Consider the following 20,912-nt stretch of genomic DNA (forward strand, 5'->3'; position numbering starts at 1 on the left):
ACGACCCTCCATAGGATGTGATCCCGCTCGCATGGCCGACATCACGCCCAGACCCCCCGCACCCACCCCCTCACCCCCGGCCCCGAGCAGAGCCGCAGCCGGACACAGAGACAGACCATCCGCCCGGAGACGACCCGACCGGCAGGGGACCCGGCCACCGCGGCACCGGCAGTGCCCCGAGCCCCGCGGGCAGCACCGGCGTCACAGCGAGTCCTCGCCGGGGCACGGCAGGACGAACCGGAGGACTCTGAGGACTCAGGTGTCATCCTCACCGTGTTCATGCCGGGCCCGCACGGCGCCGGCCTCCCCCGCCGGGCCCCAGAAAGTCACCGGCCGGACGAGGCGAAGACCACGGCTCAGGGCCGGCCGGACACGGCCCCCGCCGGACAGCGCCGGACAGCGCCGGGGCTGCCGCACACCCCTGCGCGGCCAGGCCCGGCACGACCCAGGACCCCTACAGAGGCGTACCGATGAAATGGGGCTGTGTGGGTGACGAAGCGCAGACCGCCGTCGGCCGGGCGATTGGGCTGACGCCGATCCCACCGAAGGCGGCTCCCGTGTGCGGGAACTTCTGCGTATCTGCGCGGGATACACGCCCTGCTGGACTTGCTGGCCCACCATGCCAGCGCATTGCGCCGGTGGCCCTATCGCCCATGTGCATCGGCGCGTAGTACCGCTGGCGAGCTTCCTTGACGTCCTCCGGGAAGGCGTCCACCAGGCCGAAGTCGGTGATCGAGTTGTCGAGCTTCTCAATCACCGTGTGCACTCTGGAGGTTCGCCGCGGTCCCAGTCTCGGGCAGTGCGGCCTCGCGCCGATGGTCGGCGGCTCCTTACTCTCCCCCGTCAGCGGAATGGAGCTGGAAGTCGACGACGACGCAACCCACCTGTCCGTCATCGGTGCGGCCGATCCAGACGGGGTAGACCCCGTCGCCCCGGCCGGCACGGAAGGCGATGAGGTTCGGCTCGAGCCCCGTGCTGGGCAGCTCGACGGTGAAATGGCTGTCGAGGGGTATGAACAGGTCCTCGTCCAGCTGGTCTTCGATCACCGTCCGAGTCGCATCCATGAAAGCCGCTGTGCCGGTATCCACGCCAACCCCGTAGAACTGGCCCTCGCCGAGCAGCCCCAGATCCTCGTCGGGCCGGAGGGCCATTTCCCACTCGCGGGGCGGGATGTCCAGGAACGTCACCCTGGCCGCGGCGACACCGGCCCCGCGTGTCGTGCGCAAAAGCGACAGCGTGACCGGGAACTCGCCCGGTGGCACAGCGACGGTCCGCGGGGTCTCTCCGATCCAGCCGGGGTCCGAGACCGCCAGCTGCCCTGACGTGATCCGCAGCAGGCCGGCGTCAACGGGCTCGACGACGCCCGGCCCATCCGGAGTGTCGCACGCGCCCGGACTGAACAGTTGCTCGATTCCGGTGGCGCGCAGCGGTCCCGATCCTTCGTCCACCGACACGTCGCTCAGGACCACGGGCGTGGCGGGCTCGTGGCCCTGCTGGGCGAGGAACGGCGCGAACACCTGCCAGTCGCCGAATTCCGGTACGGGGCAGAGAAAGCTTTCGACGGGCGCCGGGAACCGCCGCACGGGGACGCTCGACGGGCCGGATGTTCGAACGTGCAGTGGCTCCGTCGACGCTCCCCTCGGCCCGGCGAACTCGGACCTCACCTCGACCTGCCCGTCGGCCGAGACGGTCGTGGTCTCCTGAACATCCCACTTCCAGGACGAGTGCTCCTGCTCGTTGGAAAACTGCCATCGGGTGTTCCGGTGAGCCAACAACATCCCCGTGCTGTGCGGCTTGAGGTCGATCATCTGCATGCGCCAGGACCTGTCGTCGAACAGATACACGCGCCACATCCGGCGCGGCCAGTATTCGACCAGTGCCAGCGGTCGCTCCCGCCGGGACAGCAGAACCGCGTACTCCATCCCGGCAGCATGTCTGCGTGCCGCGACCGCGCGCGACATCGGGTCCGGATGGGTCATTCCCTGGTGGGAACCCCACATGTTGCCGTACGACACATCAAGACTGTCGAAGATCACAGCCGCGCATCTCCCCCCGTGGCACCAGCCGCCCCCGAGCAGTGGCGCTCGACGGATGACCCTGCCGCATCGCCCTGCCCTTCCGGAGCTTCGTTGGGCCGCCAGTCTGCCACTTCGGTGTGACACATAGGATCGTGGGAGGCCAGCAACCTGGGGTTACCGACGAAATGGGCCGCCCCAGGTGACGAAACACAGTCGGTTCGGCGGGCCCCATCGGTGATGCGTGCGTTCGCGTCAGCGCCGACGCTCAAGGGCGGGAACGTGGGCACTCCTGCGCGGGAATCCAACCCGGCGGAAGCCACGTTACGGCTGGTCAACGAATTCCGTCGGTTGCCCCTGACCGCGTGGCTCGCCGTGTGGCTCCTGGTCACCGTGTTCACCGTCGCGCTGATCGCGGTCGGTGCCGGACCGGGCCGCACCCGTCGACCGGCACTGACCGCGCTCGTCCTCGTGACCGGCGTTGTCCTGCTGACGGCGCTGCCCTGGCCGCCCTGACACCAACGTGGGTGGGGCCGGTGATGGAGGTCAGCCCGCACGCGTGGAGATGCCGAGCAGCAGCCCGCCCAGTCAGGCGGAGGGGCGCCGCCTGGTGCCGCCGCCGCTGCCGTTCAGCGGGATCAGGGTTTCCAGATGAGCGCCCTTGACCCAGGAGCCCAGCAGGTCGCGGTGCATGGCCACGATGTCCTGGCGCAGCGCCAGGCCCAGTGCAGCCTTCGTGAACGTGCGGCAGGTGGTGACGAACAACGCGACGTCCGCGCCGTGCTCGAGACGGGCGGTGCCGACGAACTTCTGCATGTCCTGCGAGGGCACACTCCGGTGCGGCGCATACTTCTTGACCTGGACCACCAATTTGCGGCCGTCGGCCAGGTAACCGACGACATCCGCGCCCAGGTCGCCGCTTTTTCCGCTGACGATGACCTTCGTGCAGCCGTCCCGTCGGCACAGGTCCGCGACGTACGTCTCGAACTCCTGCCACGACAACGCGTCGACCTCGGCCATCGACAACTCCCGCGCCCTGGGCTCCTCCTGAGCTCGCCAGGCCCGGTCCTGGCCGACCGCGAGACGGTGCGCCCCCAACAGTGCCCATCCGGCCCCGCCCACCACGGCCGCGGCGAGCACGGCCACCAGGACAGGCCACAGCACCGACCAGTGCCCGGCCACCCACACCACGACGGCCACCGCCGCCACCGCACCCCAGCCCTGCAGCTGCCTGCGCGTCCGCTTCTTCAAGCGCCGGCGCCGACGACGTGCCGCCATCACTCCCCCGCTCCGCAACCCCGTGCCCCGACGGGCGCCGTCCGGCCCGTACATGTGCGGGGGCTCATCGGCCGGCCTGGGTGACGCCGCTCGCAAGCTGTCCCACGATGTTCAAGATCCCCTGGCCCGCCGGGGTGGGTGCGATCAGGACGCCCAGCGCCAGGACGATGACGACGGTCAGCTTCTCGTCAAAACGGCTGCGGGCCTCCGTACGCCGTCGCAGTCGCCAGACGACGATGACTGCGAGCAGCACCGCCACATTGATGGTCAGCAACCGTTCCCAACCTCCCCCACCGACCGGCCATCACCACGCGGGGACGGCAGCACGCCACCCCAGCCTCCTTATGTAGCCGGGCCGCAGTGATGTTGGGACCGGGTTGCCGACGAATGGCACAAAGCCATCGGACCTGGCCGAATACCGCACGGCGGGCCAGCCGTGGACGTGCACGGCGACGTATACGAACTTCAGAAGCCGAGCTCCGGCAGACAGCCCGAGGCCCCCGGCGCCGCTGTGGCACAGCTGAGCTGACGGCCCCCTGAGAGCAAAGCCTTCCGCCAGCACCGCTCCGCAGCTGGGTGATCATCTCGCTGACACGGCCTCAGCCCTCGTGGCAGGGTGCGGTGATCGGATCGGCGCGAGGAAGGGGGCTTCCGTGGAAGCACGGATGTGGAACGGCCTGGTGGGCGTGATGAAGGAGACGTACACCGCATCGCTGGCCGAGGGAGCCGTGCCGCGGCCGGTCATGATGCCGCTGGTGCGTGGCGAGTTGGTCGGGCTGATCTGGGTCCGGCCCATCAAGGTCGGTCAGGACGCGCTCGCCGGGATTGCGGAACTCGCGAATATCGCCGCGGCGGCCGGCACGGACGAGGTGGTCCTCGCCTGGGAGACCCACGATGTCGCCACCGCCTGCGAGCTGCCGATCGTCGGCCCGGCACCGTGCCTGAACATGGTGCTCGCCACGCGCATCGGGCATGTCCTGCACCAGTTCCCCTACGGCGAGCAGTTCCTGTCCCGCAGCCCCGAGGGCTGGGCGTCGGTCGCCCCGGACTGGAGGCCGGCCCTGCCGCCGCAGCCCGGCGGTGAACTGGTGTCGCCGATCCAGGCCGCGGTGAACTTCTCCTTCACCCCGACCGAGCTGGTCCATCCCGACCCGTTCGGCGTCACCGTCGTGCTGATGGAAGAGGACGGCTACAGCGTGCGCCTGACCGAAGCGTTCGCCCGCTGACCCGGCCGCAACGGGCTCAACTCGTCATGCCGCCAGGGTGGTTGCCGTCGGGAGGGGACCGATCGGCTCTCTGTCGTGCGCGCCGCCTGCGGATCTATCGTTGACCGTGGGCGATTGGGGTCGTCTTAGTGCGGGACACGCGGCTGGTGCAGACGGCAGTGATCGGGGATGAGCATTCGGACGTGCCCGTGGTGCTGCCGACCGAGGCGATCGAGCAGGACGTCTTCCGCCGCACGCACGCCCACGCCACCTTCTCGTGCGGGCTGCTCCTGGGCGGCTGCGGCGACGCCGGCCGCAGCAGGGCGTCAATCAGATGATCGGGGTTCTGGTCGGCGGTCGAGACCCGCGCGTAGCCGACGAGCACGAGCTTCGGGCGGGACGCCTTCGCGCCGCTCGCGGTGTCGGATTCAATCGGGCGGAATGGCCTGCGGTTGAGGTCGTCAGATACCACGCGAGGCGTACATGATCACGTCCATTCCTGTGAGGCGGACGAGGGCTCCGATGACGTCGAAGCGATCGGGGCGGTATCCGTCGGCGATCATGCCCCAGGCGATCGACCCGGCACCCACCCGAAGGCGGTCTCGGACCGGGCGGTGTGGTGGTGCACGCCCGGGGCCCCTGCGAGCGAACCGGTGTGCTGACGGCCGCCCGGCGGATCCGTACGGGCCTCAGGACATGCTGCCCCGGCACACCGTCCCCGGGGCCGGGGTGCGGCCCGTGCGGAGGTATTGGTCGACCGTCTCCGTGACGCAGCGGTTCTGCGGGTATGTGCCGTGGCCCTCCTCCTCGGCCGTCAGGAGCACGCCGACACCGTCGCCCAGGGCGCGGGCCATGTGGCGGGCGCCGGGGTATGGGGTAGTCGGGTCGCCGGTGCCGCCGACCACTAGGACGGGGGCCGCGCCGTCGGCGTTCACCTGGGGCGTGGCGCGCTCGCCGCCGAACGGCCAGTCGTAACAGAGGTAGACGCCGGTGGACCAGGCCGCGCCGAAGACGGGTGAGGCGGCTTTGATGCGGGCCTCGTCCCTGTCGAGGCGTTCGAAGCCGGGCCGCAGGCTGGAGTCCGCGCAGGTGATCGCGGTCTGGGCGGCGCGGCTGCTGTCGCGCGGGGTCGCCGCGCGGTCGGCGGAGCCGATGTCGTCCGCGCCCTTGCTCAGCGGACGGCCGTCGTTGTGGTCGATCAGCGCGGTGAGGGCCTTGGCGAGCGGCGACCAGCCGTCTGTGCCGAGGTCGAGATGGTCGCTGACGGCGTACGCGAGGTCGTCGGCGTCGAGGTTCCTTCCGCCGCCGGCCGGAGCGGGCTTCTTCTCCAGGCGGTCGGCCAGGCGCGCCATGCGTCGCGCGGCCTCCTCGGGCCCGTCGCCGGTCGGGCAGTGGCGGATACGGGCCGCGCAGTGCGCAGCGAACCGGTCGAACGCCGCCTGGACCGCCTTGACCTGCGACACCTGCTCCTCGTCGAGGTCCTCGGTCGGTTCGACGGACGCTTCGAGGACGAGCCGTCCGACGTGCGACGGGTACAGGTGGGCGTAGACCGCGCCGAGCGCCGTTCCGTACGAGACGCCGAAGTAGTGCAGCCGCTCGTCGCCGAGGAGGTAGCGCATCAGGTCCAGGTCGCGCGCGGTGTGCAAGGTGCCGATGTACGGGAGGAGCGCCCCGGAGTGCTCGGCGCAGGCGTCGGCCCCGTCGTAGCCGGTGTCGTCCGCGGTCTTCCCGCAACGCACCGGGATGGTCGCGCCAACGCCGCGCGGGTCGAAGGAGACCAGGTCGTAGCGGTCGAGGAGCGGCTTGTACTGGTTGAGGCGTTCGGGCAGTCCGCTCACGCCGGACACGCCGGGACCGCCGAAGTTGAGGACGAGCGAGCCGATGCGCCGGGCGTTCGGGCCGGTGGCCTTGCGGCGGATCAGGGCGACGTCGATCGTCCTGCCGTCTGGTTTCCGGTAGTCGAGGGGGGCCTTCATGACGGCGCATTCGTAGCCCGTGCGCGCGGTGGGCGGCGAGGTGCAGCGGGACCAGTGGAGGTGCTGGCCGGTGGTGAGCGCGGTGGGCAGACCGGCGGGCGGGTTGTTCGCGGTGAACTCCGTACGCGGTTCCGCATTCCGGCCGGGAGCGTCGTGCTGGAGCCAGGCGCCGACGGCCCCGATCGCGGCGAGGACGACCCCGGCGATGATGCGCGCACCGACCGAGAGGCCCGGTCTGCGGCTTCGTATCGGATGTGCGTCACTCATCGAAATCCCCGCGCTCCCGCCCCTGGACGCCCGCTGCCCGCATGACCGTACCCATGATCGTCCGATCGTCGAATGAGTGCAGGGTACAAGCCGCCTCCGACAGCACGGCTCGCGAGAGTGCCCAGAAATTTGGACCGCCCCGTGCTCACGCGACTCCTCCTGCGGTCCGGCCCGGCGTGTGCTGGACGCCGGGCTGCTGGGTGTGCGGCGGCGAGGCCGTCACCGGGGCGGGCTGTGGCCGGGGGCCGCGGGCGGTCATCATCCGCCCCGCCCGACGGGGCGGATGTAGTCGTCGACCACCACCTGCACGATCTGTTCGTCCAGGCCCGGCTGGTGAGGTCGGCCGCGCAGGGCGTAGGCGAGGGGACGTCGGGCTCCGGGAGGACCGGGCCGCCGTATGACGGCGCCGCCCCGGCGGTCGGGGTCGCACACCTGGCATTGCGTCCCGGCCTGGTGCACCAGGCGCAGCCGCTGCAGGAGCGCCGACAGCTCTCCCGGCTCGTCGGCCGGCGGGTGCGCGGCCACCAGCTCGTGCAGGACCGCCCTCTGCTGGGCGCAGCCCCCGGTGCGGTGGGCGTAGTCCAGGCTTGCCGGGAGAAGCGCCCGGGCGTACGGCAGGCCGAAGGACGCCGCGAGGCTCGTCAGCGCGGCCCGGCACACGTCCTTGTCGTCCAGCTCGATACGGCCGCAGGCACACGGAGCCAGACGACCGATCAGCTCGTAGATAGGTTCCTCGGGTTCACCCTCTAGCGGTTCCCATTCGCGTCACAGTCCATGAACGCGAAGGTGACCGCCTCGGAGAACTCCCGCGACGGCTGGCCGACCTGCCCGTGGGCCGCCGGTTGAGAAGCGAACCCCGGAACCTACTGGCGGGTTACCTGTCCCCTGGTGTCCGGGCTAGGACTCCGGGGCCTACGCGGGCAGCGGCCCCTTCCTCGAAAGCTTGGATGCCGCAGCCCGCGTCGAAGGAGAGCAGGCACTTGAGGAGGCACGGGCATGGCTGGTCGGCCATGAGGCCTACCAGCAGCGGGTCTTCGGCCGACCTCGCCAAGGCAGTCGCCGAGAAGCGGGCCTGGGACGTCCGCTCCCAACTGCAGACCGCCACGACACTCACCCGGCGCGGCGCCAGCGCATCCGAACAGCGCGTCCTGGCCACGGCCCGCGCTTTCCTTCCCTCGTTCCAGTCGGCACCTGGTGGCCGATGCGCCGGACGAGTGCTAGGCATGGCGTGTGCCGGGCCGCCCGTTCAGTGCCTGGGCGGATCCGGAGATGTCCCCGCGAACCCGGTCGTCGTTGCCGCTGCCATGACACGGGAACCCTGTCTGACTGGCAAACGCCCCGGCCGACACACCGGGTCTCCGTCCGCAGGCCCGTGGCCACGCGCCTCGAACGAGAATCTGACCCATGTCCCGTGAACCAGACGCTTACACACGCCAGACGCTGTGCAGCAGCGGCTCGCGTTCCCCGCTGCGTACCTTCTTGCGCACCGAGACCGGCGGCGCCGCCGTCCTGGTCGCCGCCGCGATCGCCGCACTCGTCTGGGCCAACGCGGCACCCTCGGCATACACATCGTTCTGGGATACCCGCCTGTCTGTCCGCCTCGGCACGTACGGGATCTCGCTCAGCCTGCGCGAGTGGGTCAACAGCGGCCTGATGACGCTCTTCTTCTTCGTCGTCGGTCTGGAGGCCCGCCGCGAGTTCGACATGGGAGAACTGCGCGAGCGCAAGCGGCTCGCGCTGCCGCTCGTCGCGGGGCTCGGCGGCATGATCGTGCCCATCGCCATCTACCTCGCCATCAACGCCGGCCACGGCAGCGAGCAGGGCTGGGGTGCGGCGATGTCCACCGACACCGCGTTCGCCCTGGGCGTGCTGGCCGTCGCGGGCCGCGGCATGCCGCCCGGGCTGCGGGTCTTCATCCTCCTGCTGACCGTGGTCGATGACTTCCTCTCCCTCGGCGTCATCGCCTTCGTCTACAGCGACCGCATCACCGCGCCCGCACTCGTCGTCGCCATCAGTACCCTCGCACTCGTCCTGCTCAGCCGGCGACTCGGCGTACGCCACGGCAGCCTGTACGCGCTGCTGGGCGTCGTCGCCTGGGCCGCCCTGCTCGAGTCGGGTGTGGACCCGGTCGTGATCGGTCTCGCCCTGGGGCTGCTCACCTACGCCTACCCTGCCTCGCGCACCGACCTGGAACACGCGAGCGGCCTTTTCCGGCTGTTCCGCGAACAGCCCACCCCGGAGCTGGAGCGGTCCGTCCGCGCCGGCATCGCCTCGGCGATCTCCCCCAACGACCGCCTGCAACGCCTCTACCACCCCTGGACCAGCTACCTGGTCGTCCCGCTGTTCGCCCTGGCCAACGTCGGCATCGAGATCAGCGGCGATCAATTGGCACGAGCCTTCACCTCGCCCGTCACCCTGGGCATTCTCATCGCCTACGTCCTCGGCAAGCCACTGGGCATCGTCGGGGCCTGTGCGCTCACCACGCTCGCCTCCCGCGGGCGGCTGCGCCTCCCGGTCGGCTGGGGAGCGGCAACCGCCGGCGGCGCGCTGTGCGGGGTCGGGTTCACCGTCTCCCTGCTCATCGCGACCCTCGCCTTCCACGGTGGACGCCTCGACCAGGCCAAGCTCGGCATCCTCGCCACACTGGTCTGCTCCTTCCTGACAGCCCGGTTCGTCACGGCGGCGATCGGCCTTCTGCCGCCTCCGCTGCGGCTCCGGGCCCTGCTCGGGAAGGCGGAGACGATCACCGACCTGGCCGTGCCCGTCGACCCCGACCGCGATCACATCCGAGGGCCACACCACGCCTCTGTGACCGTCGTGGAGTACGGCGACTACGAATGCCCGTACTGCGGGCAGGCCGAGCCCGTCGTCCGTGAACTCCTCGCCGACTTCGGCGACCTGCGCTACGTATGGCGCCACCTGCCCCTCACCGACGTGCACATCCACGCCCAACTCGCCGCCGAAGCCTCCGAAGCAGCCGCACGCCAGGGCCGCTTCTGGGACATGCACGACCTGCTGCTCAGCCATCAACAAGCCCTCCGCATCGAAGACCTGCACGCCCACGCGGCCTCCATCGGCCTGGACACCGAGCGCTTCGAACGAGACATGCGCGCCCACACGGGCGCAGCCCGCATCGCCCAGAACGTCGAATCGGCCGACCTCAGCAGCATCGCCGGCACCCCCACCTTCTTCATCAACGGCCGCAGACACCACGGCGCCTACGACCTCACGAGCCTCACCGCCGCCGTCCGCGCTGCCCGGGAGCGCGCCTCCGTCGCCACGTGACGGACCACGGCAGAGGGGCCTCGCCGTGACTCGGGCTGACACAGATCACGAGCGCCATCGAACGCGAACCGAGTACCGCTAGGCCGCTTCTGATGGCTCTCGATGGGCTGGGGGGATCAGCTCTTGGGCTGGGCAGACGCGTCTCATGGTGCGGCGACATGAGCTCACGGACACGCAGTGGCAGAAGATTGAGCCGTGACTGCCGCCAACGGCAAGCCTGGCGGGTGGTGGGCCGATCACCGCAATGTGATCAACGGAGTGCTGTTCCGGGCCCGTACGGGGTGCCTGGCCGGACCTGCGTGTGCGGTATGGCCCCTGGCAGACCGCCTGCGAACGGCATCGCCGCTGGTCGGCGGATGGAACATGGCGGCGGATCCTGGCCGAGTCACGGATTGAGGCCGACGCCGCCGTCCCGACAGGGCTGGCCAGGGCGGCCGGGGAGGAGACGGTGCAGCGCAGGCGGGAATGGGCCCTGAACATCGACTCCACCTCCTGCCGGGCACATCAACACGCGGCCAGGGCCCGGCCTCGGCCGCCGCGTGACTTCCCGCCGGGGGGCAGTGCGCGTGTGGAACCCGATGGGCGAGAGGCGCTGGGGCGCTCACGAGCGGACTGACCAGCAAGACATCTCATGTCGTCGGCGGGTCAAGTTGAGCCGCCGACGATCGGGAGCCGGGCCTCCTGTGCTTCGCCGCACGGTTGAGGAAGGCGGTAGCGTCCCCGGCATGCTGGATGGTCCTGATGTGTCGGTGGCTCTGCGCGACGGAGTGTGTACTCGCTCCCATACCTGGGAGTTCGTGCGCTGGTTCGCCGACGCATGGATGAGCCGTCCGCTGGAGCGGGAAGACGGCTGCACCGCAGACGAATTGGCAGCTGCAGAGGCTGATCTTGGCTTCGAGCTGCCGACCGCTTTGAGTGAGGGCTACGCGCTCTTCGGCTGCCGGGACGACCTGACCCGGCGGCAGGACCCTCTGGTCAAGCTAGCTGGCCTCTACATCGATGACGCCCTGGGCGGCGTCCTGGTCTTCCGCCGCGAGAACCAGGACTGCGCCTCCTGGGGAATCCGCCTCGCCCAGATCGAGGAGGACGATCCACCGGTGTTGGTGGAATCACATCAGGGTTGGATTCCCTTTCTCGATCGGATGTCCCTGGCGTGGGTCGAACTGGTGCTGAGCGAGTCGCTCTTCGCGGCGGACAGTCTCTATGACGCCTGCGAGCTCCCCGACGCGCTCATGCCGGATCTCCACGCCCGCTATGCCCGGGTCGGCCTGCCCGACCATCCCATGTGGGCGAGCGAGGACGACTCGCCGGTTCGCTGGTACGCGGCTCCCGGCCGGTTGGTGCGCCGGGACGGCCTTCAGGACCAGTCCTGGATCCACGCGCGTGGGCACACGATTTCCGATCTTGAGACCATCCGTGAAGAACTCCCGGGCCTCTGGGGCGGCTGAAGGCACGCCCACCGCCAGTGTGGGCATGTTCGTGATGCCGATCGGGCAGACGTTCAGGCAGCGAGCACGGCTGAGTGCGCAAAAGCGAGTGCGGGATCGTGGAGGGTGCGCGCTTGCAGGCAGTATAGAGACGGCCGAGGAGCTTGTTGAACAGGTTCCGCAGGGCTGCGGTGTGTGTTTCGCCGTTGGCGCGTCGGCCGTCGTAGTACTCACGGGGTTCGTGTGAGCGCAGGGCGGCGAAGGCCCACATGTAGCCGACAGAGGCCAGCCGTTGGTTCTTGACGGCCCTGGCGACCACGACTCGGCTGCGGCCTGACGACCGGGTCACCGGGGCGGCGTCGGCATATGCCTTCAAGGCCCGGAAATCAGCGAATCGCTTCCGGTCGTCGCCGATCTCGGCCGGAACACAGGCTACGGACATCGCCGACAGCCCGAGGAAGCTGGTGATGATCTCCGAGTCGGGATGGGCGAGGAAGCCTCCTCGGTGGCCGTCGCGAGGTCCTCGACGTTCTGCCAGGTGGCGTCGAGCTGCCGGATGAGGCCCTGGGCTTGCTCGCCCATGGCCTGCTCGACCTTCGGCAGCTGGTTGCAGGCAGTCTCTGCGCAAGATCTCACGGCGCCGTTCGACCTCGGCATCGATCCCGCGACGAAGTCGTCCAGCGCGGTTGAGCAGAGCACGCAGCTGGCTGCGGGTCAGCCGGGCCGCTGCTGCCGGGGTGGGTGCCGCGGCCAGGACCGCGCGGGCAGGGCTGGAATCGAGGCCAAGCGTGCCGGCTCCGTGGAACGGCTGGAGGGCGGCGGGGTAGTACTCGCGCAGGTGGGAGCCGAGTCTGTTGACCATCTGGGTCTTGTCCCAGATCGCGTCTTGATGGTGTGGGCGGGCAGCGGCCGGTGGGCGGCCACGTCCGTACGAAGGATGTTGGCCAGGACGCGGGCGTCGGCGGCATCCGACTCGGCTCGGGTGACGCTGCTGCAGTCGCGGTAGCGTGCGGCGGCCAGTGGGTTCATCGCGTAGACCTTCTGCCCGGTGGCCCGCAAACTGGCCACCAACAGGCCGCGCGGAGTCTCGATCGCTACCGGTATGGCCTCCTCGGAGCTGTCACCGTGGCGGGTCCGCGACGTATTCGGCGCTCACCCGCTGACGACACCGACCGTACGAAGACCTCTGGGAGTTGGTGCGCGCGTGGGCGAAGAACCAGCACCCACCTGACCGGCTGACGGCCGCTCAGCCCCTTGCCGAGAGTTGCCACTCGACGGACCGAGGTAGCGTGGTGCAATGACCAGCCGACTCATCGCAATCTCCTTCGACGCGCACCAGCCGGAGCGCCTATCGCGTTTCTGGTCCGGGGTCCTGGGCTTGGAGAGAGCCGACGACTCCTCCGACGGTGTCGCCCTGATGTCCGGGAATGACGCCGGCTACCGCCTCGGCTTCCGTCCCACCCAGGCGCAGAAGGTCGGCCAGAACCGGCTGCACTTCGACCTGACCAGTTCCTCCCTGGAGGACCAGCAGGAGACCGTGGCCAGGGCACTCGGCCTCGGCGCGCGGCACGCCGATGTCGGCCAGGGACCGGACGCGTCCCATGTGGTGCTCGCCGACCCCGAGGGCAACGAGTTCTGTGTCCTCGAGCCGGGCAACAAGTTCCTCGCCGACTGTGGCTTCATCGGAGCGCTCGCCTGCGATGGTTCGCAGGCCGTGGGCTACTTCTGGAGCGAGGCGCTGGGCTGGCCGCTGGTCTGGGACCAGGACGAGGAGACCGCCATCCAGTCGCCGAACGGCGGTACGAAGATCACGTGGGGCGGTCCGCCGCTGATGCCGGACCCCGGCAAGGACCTGCACCTCGACCTCGCGCCGGACGGCGATCAGCAGACGGAGATCGAGCGCCTGCTCTCCCTCGGGGCGAAGCGTCTCGACTCCGCCCACGGCGAGGACGGCGCGGTGCTGCTGGCCGACCCCGACGGCAACGAGTTCCGCGTGCTCACGCGCCACTGAAGCCGGAACGCCACGGGAGCCGCGGTCGGCGGTTGTCACTGCTGCTGGGAACACAGCAGAGATTCGGGCAGCGGATGGTCACGCAATTCACATGATCGTCCACTGGGCAGGTTCTCCATCGCCGATCCGGCAGCTCAACGCTTCCCGCCCGGCGAGCCACACCCGTGTGGTGGCTGCTCGCTGCAGGCTGGCCGGTCGGCTGGTCGTTCGGCGGAGGCAACGCAGAAAGGGCCCGCGCTTGCGGGCCCTTTCTTCTGGTAGCGGGGACAGGATTTGAACCTGCGACCTCTGGGTTATGAGCCCAGCGAGCTACCGAGCTGCTCCACCCCGCGTCGGCATGGTGAACTGTACGGCATAGATCCGGCTGGGCCGAATCCACTGTCCGACCGGAGGTGATGGCGCTCTCTGCATTTGGCTCTGACCGCAGCTCCGTGAGGGTGCAAGTCAGCGGCGCGAAAGCGCCAAATTTCGCCTGCATGTGTCATTCCGTGGCGATCAATGCGGTCCATGGGCAGCGGTCGGTTGCCTCGTGATGATCCGACGGCCCAGCCGGTTCACGCCTCGAACTCGGTGAGATCGATAGTGTGAACGTGCAGCGGATAGCCGTACACCGGGTGTACCGTCGTGCGCTCCGGCACCATACCGAGCTTGCGGATGATGTTCTCGGAGGCGTCGTCACCCACCCGGTTGATGCTGATGACACGATCAAGGCCCCGGTCCTGGAGCGCAAACTCCAGCGTGGCTTGGGCGGCTTCGGACGCGTATCCCTGGCCCCAGAACTGTGAGCCGAACCGCCAGCTGATCGCCACGGCGGGCAGTACCTCCGGCAGGAACTCGGGCACGGACAGCCCCGTGAAGCCGGCCAGTTCGCCCGAGGCCAGCAACTCGACGGCGAAGAGGCCGAAGCCCTCCTCGTCCCACTCCTCCTCCCACCGCTCGATGTCCCCGGCCGTGCGGTCCAGGTCACGCACCGCGCCGTCGTCGATCCAGCGCATGACCTGCAGGTCCGCATGGATGTCCGCCATCGGCGCGAGGTCGTCGTCATGCCAGCGGCGAAGGAGGAGGCGGGGGGTGCGGATCTCGGTCATGGTCCCCATCCTGCCGGAGGCAAGAGCCTCATCGGTAATCGGCGCTCGCCTGTGCTGGTACCGGCGCTCGCCCCGAATGCTCATGATCGACCGGCACGGCCGCTGTGATGAGGATTTTCTGGAATTGGCTCTGACCGCAGTTCCGTGATCCGGGCCTGGTTGTCAGCCGCGCCTACCCCGATTCGGCGCTGATCGAGGGGGAGGTGCGGAAAGTCTCCGCGACCGTGATGTTGGCAGCCGTCACGACCGCCATGGCGCCTGCCGCGACGGGGTGCCCCACTCCGTACAGAGCGGCGGCGCCACCGCCGAGCACCAGCGCCTTCACCACCAGGACGAGCGGAAGCCGCGGTCGCCATCGCGCCCGGGGCGCGGCGAACAGCGCCCAGACCACGACGGCCAACAGGGGTGTCCCCAGGCCGAGCAAGATCCGGAGGACTCCCTCATGCCCCGCTCCGAATCCCCACCAGCCCAGAAAGCCCAGCGCGGCAAGTTCGAGCAGAAATGCCACGGCTTCATTCGCGGCATACCAGGGCCGCGCATCGAGCCCGGCTACACCACTACTGCCCCCCGCCATGTTTCCCCTCCCGCTGCTTCGGTGTCCCAGCATGACACGGCGGTCAGAGCGCAGCCGCGGTGATCACGAAACCGCGGCCAGTGCCACATTCACCCAGCTTCGTCAGCGTCACCAGGTGAGGGCGTCGTCCATCGACTGCTGCCAGTACGTGACCTTGAGGGAGTCGTCGACGTAGACGCCCTTCGCGGGCAGCGACGGGCGAGCGCCTGCGCCGACGCTCTCGTTGCCGGAGCGGCCGTGGAAGTAGACGGTCAGGGAGTTCACGGGGTGGCCGTCGGTAGCGCTGCCGTCGGCGGCGGACAGGTTCACCGAGGCGTAGCCGGACTCGCCCGGCGCGAGCGTGACGACTGCCTGCGGCTGCGAGTCCTCGATGACCGGCGGCACGGCCTGGGCCTCGCCGAAACGGACGGCCGGGTAGCCGTAGAGGAAGCAGGTCTTGCTGCCGGTGTTGGTCACCGTGATCAGCATGTGGTTCACGGGGCGGTTCAGCGGGGCCGCGACCGTCTTGGTGTTGGAGCCCTCGCAGGTGACCGGCTTGCCGGACGAGACGGTCCCCTTCGACGCGGAGGCGTTCGCCGCTGTCCTTGAGGTGCCGCCGGTGGCGGGCCTGGCCGCCGGGGAGGAGGACTTGGAGCCGGGGACGGAAGGCGAAGCGGCGGAAGAAGAGGTCGCGGTCGGCGTGGTGGCCGCTGAGGCACCCTCGGCGTGGACGCCTGTGCCGTCGGTGCACGCGGTCAGGGAGAGCGCGGCGAGAACGACGGTCGTGGCGGCGCCGACGAGACGGGTGCGGGAGGTGTGGAGGCTGGACATGTGGCTGTGCCCCTTCGGTGTTCGGGTCGGGGTGGTGATTGGATGACCGAAGCTTGTGACGCGATCTGTCCCAACTGCCGTGCCCAGCGAGCAGTTGGGGACGCCGGAACAGCGGAACGCACTCTGACCAGGGGGAAGGCAATGGCCCTGGAACGCGGGACTGGGATACGAGGGGACGGGAAATCGGGTGCCAGGGGCAACAGGGGGCGGCGGAACGGAGGCGTTCGCGCAGCTGCTGCAGGAGCTCAAGGACCGCTCGGGACTGAGCTACGGGATGCTTGCCAAGCGGCTGCACATGAGCACGTCGACACTGCACCGCTACTGCAATGGCACAGCGGTGCCCGTCGAGTACGCACCGGTGGAGCGCCTCGCAAGGGTCTGCCGGGCAACGCCGGACGAGCTGGTGGAGCTGCACCGCCGCTGGATCCTGGCGGACGCGGCACGAGGGAGAAGGACGGAACAGGGCACGGCGGCGCCCAGGGCGCCTCAGCCGGTCGGTTCGCCCAATGCCGCTGATGCAGCGCAAACGGCAGCTCCAGGCTCGCCTGCATGGCACGGCCAGGGCGAAGGCGGGAGCGAGGACGAGAACGGTGGGCCGGGTGAGGAGGGTGTCGTCGACGGGCCGCGCGAACTCGCGTCGCCACGTCGTCGCCGTAGCGTCCTGATCGCCGCCGTCGCAGTGGCCGCCGTGCTGGGAGCCGTCGCGCTCACCGTGCCGTTCGGTGGGGGGAACGACACGGGCGGCCAACAGGCGGCCGGTGACACCGCGACGGCCATCGGCACGGCGGACGACGGGAAGCCGTCCGCCTCCCCCTCGCCGAGCGCGCAGGCACACAAGCCGTCCGCGTCCGCCTCCGTCACCCCCACCGGGTCCGAGGGCACTTCGAAGGACAGCGGCAACCGGGGCGGGGGCCGGCAGGCCGACGGCAGCGCCACCGGCGGCGTCCCGCTCACTGTCGGCACCCGTCCCTACGTCTACGACAGCCCGTGCAGCCAGCGCTTCCTCGTCAACAGCGAACCCGCGCAGGTCGGCCCGCCGGCGAGCGAACAGGACGCCCCGCGCTGGGCCGCCGCGTACGGGGCGGTGTCCTCGGGCGCGCAGGAGATCGCCCTCACCGTCCAGGGCACCGGCCAGGAGACAGTCGTCCTGGAGGCGTTGCATGTACGCGTCCTCACCACAGGCGCGCCGCTCGCCTGGAACGACTACGCGATGGGCGACGGCTGTGGCGGTGGCGTCGACACCAAGTCGTTCGACATCGACCTCGACAGCGGCAATCCCACGGTCACCGTCAAGGGCGGCCAGCGCGACTTCCCGTACAAGGTCAGCGAGTCCGACCCGGAGGTCTTCTACGTCATCGCCCACACCAACGCCCACGACGTTCGCTGGGACCTCACCCTGGACTGGTCCAGCGGCAGCCGCTCCGGCACCGTCCACGTCGACAACAACGGCACCCCGTTCCGCACCTGCACCAACGTTGGCCGCCCGGCCTACGTCTACCCGCTGGGCGGCAGCGAATGGATCAAACGGAACAGCTGACAGGATCCGGGAGGCGGCCCCGCGCCACGGATCTCGGCCTTGGACGGTGTACGGCCCGGCCCCTCGAAGGTGCGGGAGAACAGTGGCTCACGACGACTCGTATTCCACATGTCCCGACGTCGGCGCGGTCACAGTACCTGGCGAAGCGGGCCGCAAAGGCACCCGTTCCCAACACCTGTTGGGGCACTCGTTGCGCACCCTGGACGCCCCGCGCCCCGCGCCCGGGGAGCTGGGCCGCCCGCTCCTGCTGGGAGCGCGCACCAGTTCCCCGGCTGCGCGGCGGATCAGGGGGTGGTCGGTATGGTTCGGGGCGGGGCCATCTCCAGGACCTTCGCTGCTCGTTGGCCGCCGGGGGCCGATGGGCGAGGAGGCGGCCGATCGAGGGTGGGTGTCAGCCTTTTCGGCTGGGGAGCATGGCCAGGGCCTGGGAACGCTGTGCGACGAGGTCGTCGTAGGTGCCATGGCGTTCGGCCCAGCGGTGCACGAGGACGCCCTTCACGAGAATTTCGTGAGGGGTGGGGTCCTTGGAGAGCAGTTGCATGACCTCGGTGGTGAAGTCGTCGAGCGGCAGCGCGTGCGGGTTCACCTTCTCCTGGCCTGCTGTGGCGACGGCCGGCGGGACGAGCTCGACGACGCCGACACCGGTGCCGTCGAGCTGCGCGCGCAGTGCCTCGGAGTAGGCGTGCACCGCAGCCTTGGACGCGGCGTATGTGGGCATGGGCGGGAACGGCAGAAAGGCGATGCCGGAGGTAACGGTGATGAAGGTGCCGGCGCCCCGCCGGACCAGGTGCGGGGTGAAGGCGTCGATGACCCGGATGGTGCCCACCAAGTTGGTGTCGATCGTCGTCTGTGCCGCCTCGAAGTGCGCAGGGTCGCGCAAGTCCTCCAGGAGCATGACGCCCGACATCGTCACCACCGTGTCCAGCTCGGGGTACCGGGCGAGCACGGCGTCACGGACCGACGCGACGGAGGCGCTGTCCGTGACGTCGATACTGAACGTGCCGAACCCTTCCGCGGCGAGTTCCGAGAGCGCCTCTGGGCTGCGGCCGCCGACGGCCACGGTGCTGCCCGCCGCGACGAACCGCCGGGCCAGCTCCCGCCCGATACCCGAGGTTCCGCCGACGATGAGAACGGTGCGGTTGGAGAGATCCACGAGATCTTCCCTTCAGTCCAGGGCGCCGACGGCGTTCAAGCCCGCGGCGCAGACAGTGATGCTCTCTGTCTCTTTCGAAACAGTGCTATCGCAGTCTTGACGGCATCCGCCGGGTGTGGCAGAGCCCCCGTCTTCCCTGGTCCTGACAGGGCCCCCTGTGAGATACACGGACCGCATTACGGTGTCGGTATGAAGGATGAGGAATCCGGCAACCGGCTCGGCAGCTACCTCCGTGCACGGCGTGAGCTGGTCTCCCCGGCGCAGGCGGGACTCCCGCCCGGCGGCAACCGCCGCGTGCCCGGCCTGCGCCGGGAGGAGGTCGCCCTGCTCGCCGGGATCAGTCCCGACTACTACCTGCGCCTGGAACGGGGCCGTGACAAGAACCCCTCACCGCAGGTACTCGAGTCACTCGCGCGTGTCCTGCAGCTCGACGACATCGAACGGACGTACCTCCTCGGCCTCACGGCGGCGCGCCCCAGGGCACCGCGCCGCAAGCGGCCCGAGCACGTACCGGCCCGGGTGCACGAGCTGCTCGCCCACCTTCAGATCCCCGCGTTCGTCGAAGGGCGCGCGTTCGACGTCCTGGCCTCCAACCCCATGGCCCTCGCGCTCTCCCCCCGCCTGCGGCCCGGCCAGAACCGGCTGCGTTCTCTCCTCCTCGATCCCGAGGAACAAGCCTTCCACCAGGACTGGGCGAAAGCCACCGCCGATTTCGTCGCCGCCCTGCGCACCACCATCGGGGACGACACCGACAACCCCCGGTTCGTCGAACTCGTCGGAGAACTCGCACTCTCCAGTCAGCGGTTCCGCACCCTGTGGGCCCGCCACGACGTCCGCAGCCTCGACGGAGGCACGACCACGATCCACCACCCCGTCGTCGGTGAACTACGCCTCCACCGCGACAAGCTCCCCATCGACGACGTCATCCTCGTCGTCTACTACCCCGACAAGGACAGCGACAGCGACGAGAAACTGCGGCTCCTCGCCGCACTCTCACACACCGAGTCCGCCGGCACGGCACACGACAAGCCCACGGACGCCCTGCACCCAAAGACGCCCTGACGAACCTGGCCCCGGAGTCCCAGCCCCGACACCAGCCTCAGCCGCAAGAACGATCCGTTGCCCGCGAGCAGCATCACCGCAGGCTGATCTGCATGGCACGTGACGACAATCAGCTCGGTTCCTTCCTGCGCAGCCGCAGGGAGAAGATCGACGCTGCCTCCGCCGGGGTCGTCGACAACACGCGACGGCGGGTGAAGGGGCTGCGCCGCGAGGAGCTGGCGCTGCTCGCCGGGCTCAGCCCCTCCTACTACACCCGGATCGAGCAGGGCCGCGACCGGCGTCCCTCCCTCGAGATCCTGCAAGCTCTGGCCCGTGCGCTGCGCCTGGACGACACCGAGCGGTCCTACCTGTGGTCCCTGGCGATACCGTCGCCGGAACCGGCGGAAAACGACATGGTGACCGCCCGCACTGTGCGGCCCGGGGTGCTGCAGCTCCTGGAGCGGTGGGCCGACCTGCCCGCGTTCATCGTCGGCCCCAGCCGTGACGTCCTGGCCGGCACCGCACTCGCTGCCCGGGTCAATCCCGCCTGGGGCCCGGGGCACAACCTGATCGAGTTCACCTTCCTCGATCCGACATGCGCGAGCGCAGCGAAACGTTCCGGGCTCTGTGGGACTCCCACGACGTGTACGAACGCACGATGGGCGCGAAACAACTGCGCGTCGACGGCATCGGCATCCTCCGCCTCAAGTTCGAGACCTTCGCGCTCACCGGCCCCGAGGGCCACGTCCTGTACGTGTACCTCCCCCAGCCCGGCAGCACAGACGACGAAGCACTGCGCAGCCTCACCTGAGAGACCCGGCCGACAGCGAAGAGCATTCGGGCCACTGACCATTCCCGGGCGTGAGTGGTCGAGGTACAGAAAGTGCTGCTGCGATTGCTCTTGCTGGCGTTGGCCTACTTCGTCAGCGCTTCGAGGTGACGGGGGACGACGCCGGCGCTTCAGCGCGGCGGGCAGCGCGGGGCCACGCCAGGTCCGCCTCGCCGCGCACCGGAGGTGAAGACGAAGTACCAGCCCATTTCTGGGAACCCCACCGCCTGCGGAACATGAAGCAGCCCGCAGACCCCGTCGGCGGACCGCCATGCAAGATCGCGGCTAGTACTGCAACGGTGCTTGCCGTGACTGATGGCCAGGTCAGTCGTTGGTGTCGTTATGGGTGGGGACCTTGCCGATGTCAGACTCTGGGCGCGTGAACTGGACTTGGTGCACGAGCGATTTGTGCACCG

The 20,912-nt window shown here is 69.6% G+C and carries 18 protein-coding genes, 1 tRNA gene and 5 pseudogenes; 10 read left to right on the forward strand and 14 right to left on the reverse strand.

Going from position 1 to position 20,912, the window contains the following annotated elements; translation table 11 throughout:
• Window positions 1-454: 454 nt before the first annotated feature.
• Both SRB17_RS44745 and SRB17_RS44750 read right to left on the reverse strand, forming a co-directional pair.
• The gene (locus SRB17_RS44745; RefSeq protein ID WP_153547917.1) at window positions 455-757 is read right to left on the reverse strand and encodes a hypothetical protein; all 303 of its coding nucleotides are present in this window, start codon (window positions 755-757) and stop codon (window positions 455-457) included.
• Between the two features lie 73 nt (window positions 758-830).
• A complete protein-coding gene (locus SRB17_RS44750) occupies window positions 831-2,036 on the reverse strand; it encodes a DUF4241 domain-containing protein (protein WP_153547918.1) in 1,206 nt (401 codons plus the stop codon).
• A gap of 261 nt (window positions 2,037-2,297) precedes the next feature.
• On the opposite strand from SRB17_RS44750, the gene SRB17_RS44755 reads away from it, so the two are divergent.
• On the forward strand, window positions 2,298-2,531 hold the full coding sequence (locus tag SRB17_RS44755; protein ID WP_153547920.1) for a hypothetical protein: 234 nt from the start codon (window positions 2,298-2,300) through the stop codon (window positions 2,529-2,531).
• 72 nt (window positions 2,532-2,603) lie between these two features.
• Here the strand turns inward: SRB17_RS44755 and SRB17_RS44760 are convergent, their stop codons facing one another.
• Complete coding sequence (locus SRB17_RS44760; RefSeq protein WP_228396705.1) at window positions 2,604-3,293, reverse strand: restriction endonuclease; 690 nt, start codon at window positions 3,291-3,293, stop codon at window positions 2,604-2,606.
• Between the two features lie 64 nt (window positions 3,294-3,357).
• Window positions 3,358-3,567 (reverse strand): hypothetical protein, encoded by a 210-nt coding sequence (locus SRB17_RS44765; RefSeq protein WP_116154985.1) that lies wholly within the window; start codon window positions 3,565-3,567, stop codon window positions 3,358-3,360.
• A 391-nt stretch (window positions 3,568-3,958) separates the two neighbouring features.
• Here SRB17_RS44765 and SRB17_RS44770 point away from each other — a divergent pair, with 391 nt between their 5' ends.
• Together SRB17_RS44770 and SRB17_RS47890 are read left to right on the forward strand one after the other, a co-directional pair.
• Window positions 3,959-4,519, forward strand: coding sequence for a hypothetical protein (locus SRB17_RS44770; protein WP_153547944.1), 561 nt, complete (start codon window positions 3,959-3,961; stop codon window positions 4,517-4,519).
• A gap of 182 nt (window positions 4,520-4,701) precedes the next feature.
• Window positions 4,702-4,836 (forward strand): hypothetical protein, encoded by a 135-nt coding sequence (locus SRB17_RS47890; protein ID WP_267133521.1) that lies wholly within the window; start codon window positions 4,702-4,704, stop codon window positions 4,834-4,836.
• A gap of 123 nt (window positions 4,837-4,959) precedes the next feature.
• Here the strand turns inward: SRB17_RS47890 and SRB17_RS44775 are convergent.
• The 3 genes and pseudogenes from SRB17_RS44775 to SRB17_RS48805 form a co-directional block, all read right to left on the reverse strand.
• Window positions 4,960-5,082: pseudogene (locus SRB17_RS44775) on the reverse strand (hypothetical protein); the annotation flags it as partial.
• A gap of 105 nt (window positions 5,083-5,187) precedes the next feature.
• Window positions 5,188-6,741: an alpha/beta hydrolase gene (locus SRB17_RS44780; protein ID WP_153547922.1), complete on the reverse strand. Its 1,554-nt coding sequence runs from the start codon at window positions 6,739-6,741 to the stop codon at window positions 5,188-5,190.
• A gap of 145 nt (window positions 6,742-6,886) precedes the next feature.
• Window positions 6,887-7,119, reverse strand: a pseudogene (locus tag SRB17_RS48805) (hypothetical protein); the annotation flags it as partial.
• A 1,026-nt stretch (window positions 7,120-8,145) separates the two neighbouring features.
• On the opposite strand from SRB17_RS48805, the gene nhaA reads away from it, so the two are divergent.
• From nhaA to SRB17_RS44800, 3 genes and pseudogenes are all read left to right on the forward strand, one after another.
• The gene (gene nhaA, locus SRB17_RS44790) at window positions 8,146-10,026 is read left to right on the forward strand and encodes a Na+/H+ antiporter NhaA (RefSeq protein ID WP_153547926.1); all 1,881 of its coding nucleotides are present in this window, start codon (window positions 8,146-8,148) and stop codon (window positions 10,024-10,026) included.
• A gap of 145 nt (window positions 10,027-10,171) precedes the next feature.
• Window positions 10,172-10,406, forward strand: a pseudogene (locus SRB17_RS48810) (transposase); the annotation flags it as partial.
• 345 nt (window positions 10,407-10,751) lie between these two features.
• Window positions 10,752-11,474 carry an SMI1/KNR4 family protein gene (locus SRB17_RS44800; protein WP_153547929.1) on the forward strand — a complete coding sequence of 241 codons (723 nt, stop codon included), beginning with the start codon at window positions 10,752-10,754 and terminating at the stop codon, window positions 11,472-11,474.
• A gap of 262 nt (window positions 11,475-11,736) precedes the next feature.
• Here SRB17_RS44800 and SRB17_RS47895 read toward each other — a convergent pair.
• Both SRB17_RS47895 and SRB17_RS47395 read right to left on the reverse strand, forming a co-directional pair.
• A pseudogene (locus tag SRB17_RS47895) lies at window positions 11,737-11,895 on the reverse strand (transposase); the annotation flags it as partial.
• 272 nt (window positions 11,896-12,167) lie between these two features.
• The gene (locus SRB17_RS47395; RefSeq protein WP_267133522.1) at window positions 12,168-12,482 is read right to left on the reverse strand and encodes a hypothetical protein; all 315 of its coding nucleotides are present in this window, start codon (window positions 12,480-12,482) and stop codon (window positions 12,168-12,170) included.
• Window positions 12,483-12,750: 268 nt separating this feature from the next.
• Here SRB17_RS47395 and SRB17_RS44810 point away from each other — a divergent pair, with 268 nt between their 5' ends.
• Entirely contained in the window at window positions 12,751-13,464 is a 714-nt protein-coding gene (locus SRB17_RS44810) for a VOC family protein (RefSeq protein WP_153547931.1), read from the forward strand.
• Between the two features lie 255 nt (window positions 13,465-13,719).
• On the opposite strand, the gene SRB17_RS44815 is transcribed toward SRB17_RS44810, so the two are convergent.
• From SRB17_RS44815 to SRB17_RS44830, 4 genes are all read right to left on the reverse strand, one after another.
• Window positions 13,720-13,796 (reverse strand) — tRNA-Met (locus SRB17_RS44815).
• A gap of 222 nt (window positions 13,797-14,018) precedes the next feature.
• Window positions 14,019-14,552: a GNAT family N-acetyltransferase gene (locus SRB17_RS44820; RefSeq protein WP_153547933.1), complete on the reverse strand. Its 534-nt coding sequence runs from the start codon at window positions 14,550-14,552 to the stop codon at window positions 14,019-14,021.
• Between the two features lie 172 nt (window positions 14,553-14,724).
• Entirely contained in the window at window positions 14,725-15,060 is a 336-nt protein-coding gene (locus tag SRB17_RS44825) for a YrdB family protein (RefSeq protein WP_323377620.1), read from the reverse strand.
• Window positions 15,061-15,234: 174 nt separating this feature from the next.
• Complete coding sequence (locus SRB17_RS44830; protein WP_153547936.1) at window positions 15,235-15,936, reverse strand: DUF4232 domain-containing protein; 702 nt, start codon at window positions 15,934-15,936, stop codon at window positions 15,235-15,237.
• Window positions 15,937-16,123: 187 nt separating this feature from the next.
• On the opposite strand from SRB17_RS44830, the gene SRB17_RS44835 reads away from it, so the two are divergent.
• A complete protein-coding gene (locus SRB17_RS44835) occupies window positions 16,124-17,473 on the forward strand; it encodes a transcriptional regulator (protein WP_323377621.1) in 1,350 nt (449 codons plus the stop codon).
• A 391-nt stretch (window positions 17,474-17,864) separates the two neighbouring features.
• Here the strand turns inward: SRB17_RS44835 and SRB17_RS44840 are convergent, their stop codons facing one another.
• On the reverse strand, window positions 17,865-18,626 hold the full coding sequence (locus SRB17_RS44840; protein ID WP_323377622.1) for an SDR family oxidoreductase: 762 nt from the start codon (window positions 18,624-18,626) through the stop codon (window positions 17,865-17,867).
• Between the two features lie 189 nt (window positions 18,627-18,815).
• Here SRB17_RS44840 and SRB17_RS44845 point away from each other — a divergent pair, with 189 nt between their 5' ends.
• Together SRB17_RS44845 and SRB17_RS47900 are read left to right on the forward strand one after the other, a co-directional pair.
• Window positions 18,816-19,688: a helix-turn-helix transcriptional regulator gene (locus SRB17_RS44845; protein WP_153547940.1), complete on the forward strand. Its 873-nt coding sequence runs from the start codon at window positions 18,816-18,818 to the stop codon at window positions 19,686-19,688.
• Between the two features lie 92 nt (window positions 19,689-19,780).
• Window positions 19,781-20,478, forward strand: a pseudogene (locus SRB17_RS47900) (helix-turn-helix domain-containing protein).
• The last annotated feature ends 434 nt before the right edge of the window (window positions 20,479-20,912 follow it).

Origin of the sequence: Streptomyces sp. RB17 (genome assembly GCF_009604455.1) — a bacterium.
Taxonomy (GTDB): Bacteria; Actinomycetota; Actinomycetes; order Streptomycetales; family Streptomycetaceae; genus Streptomyces.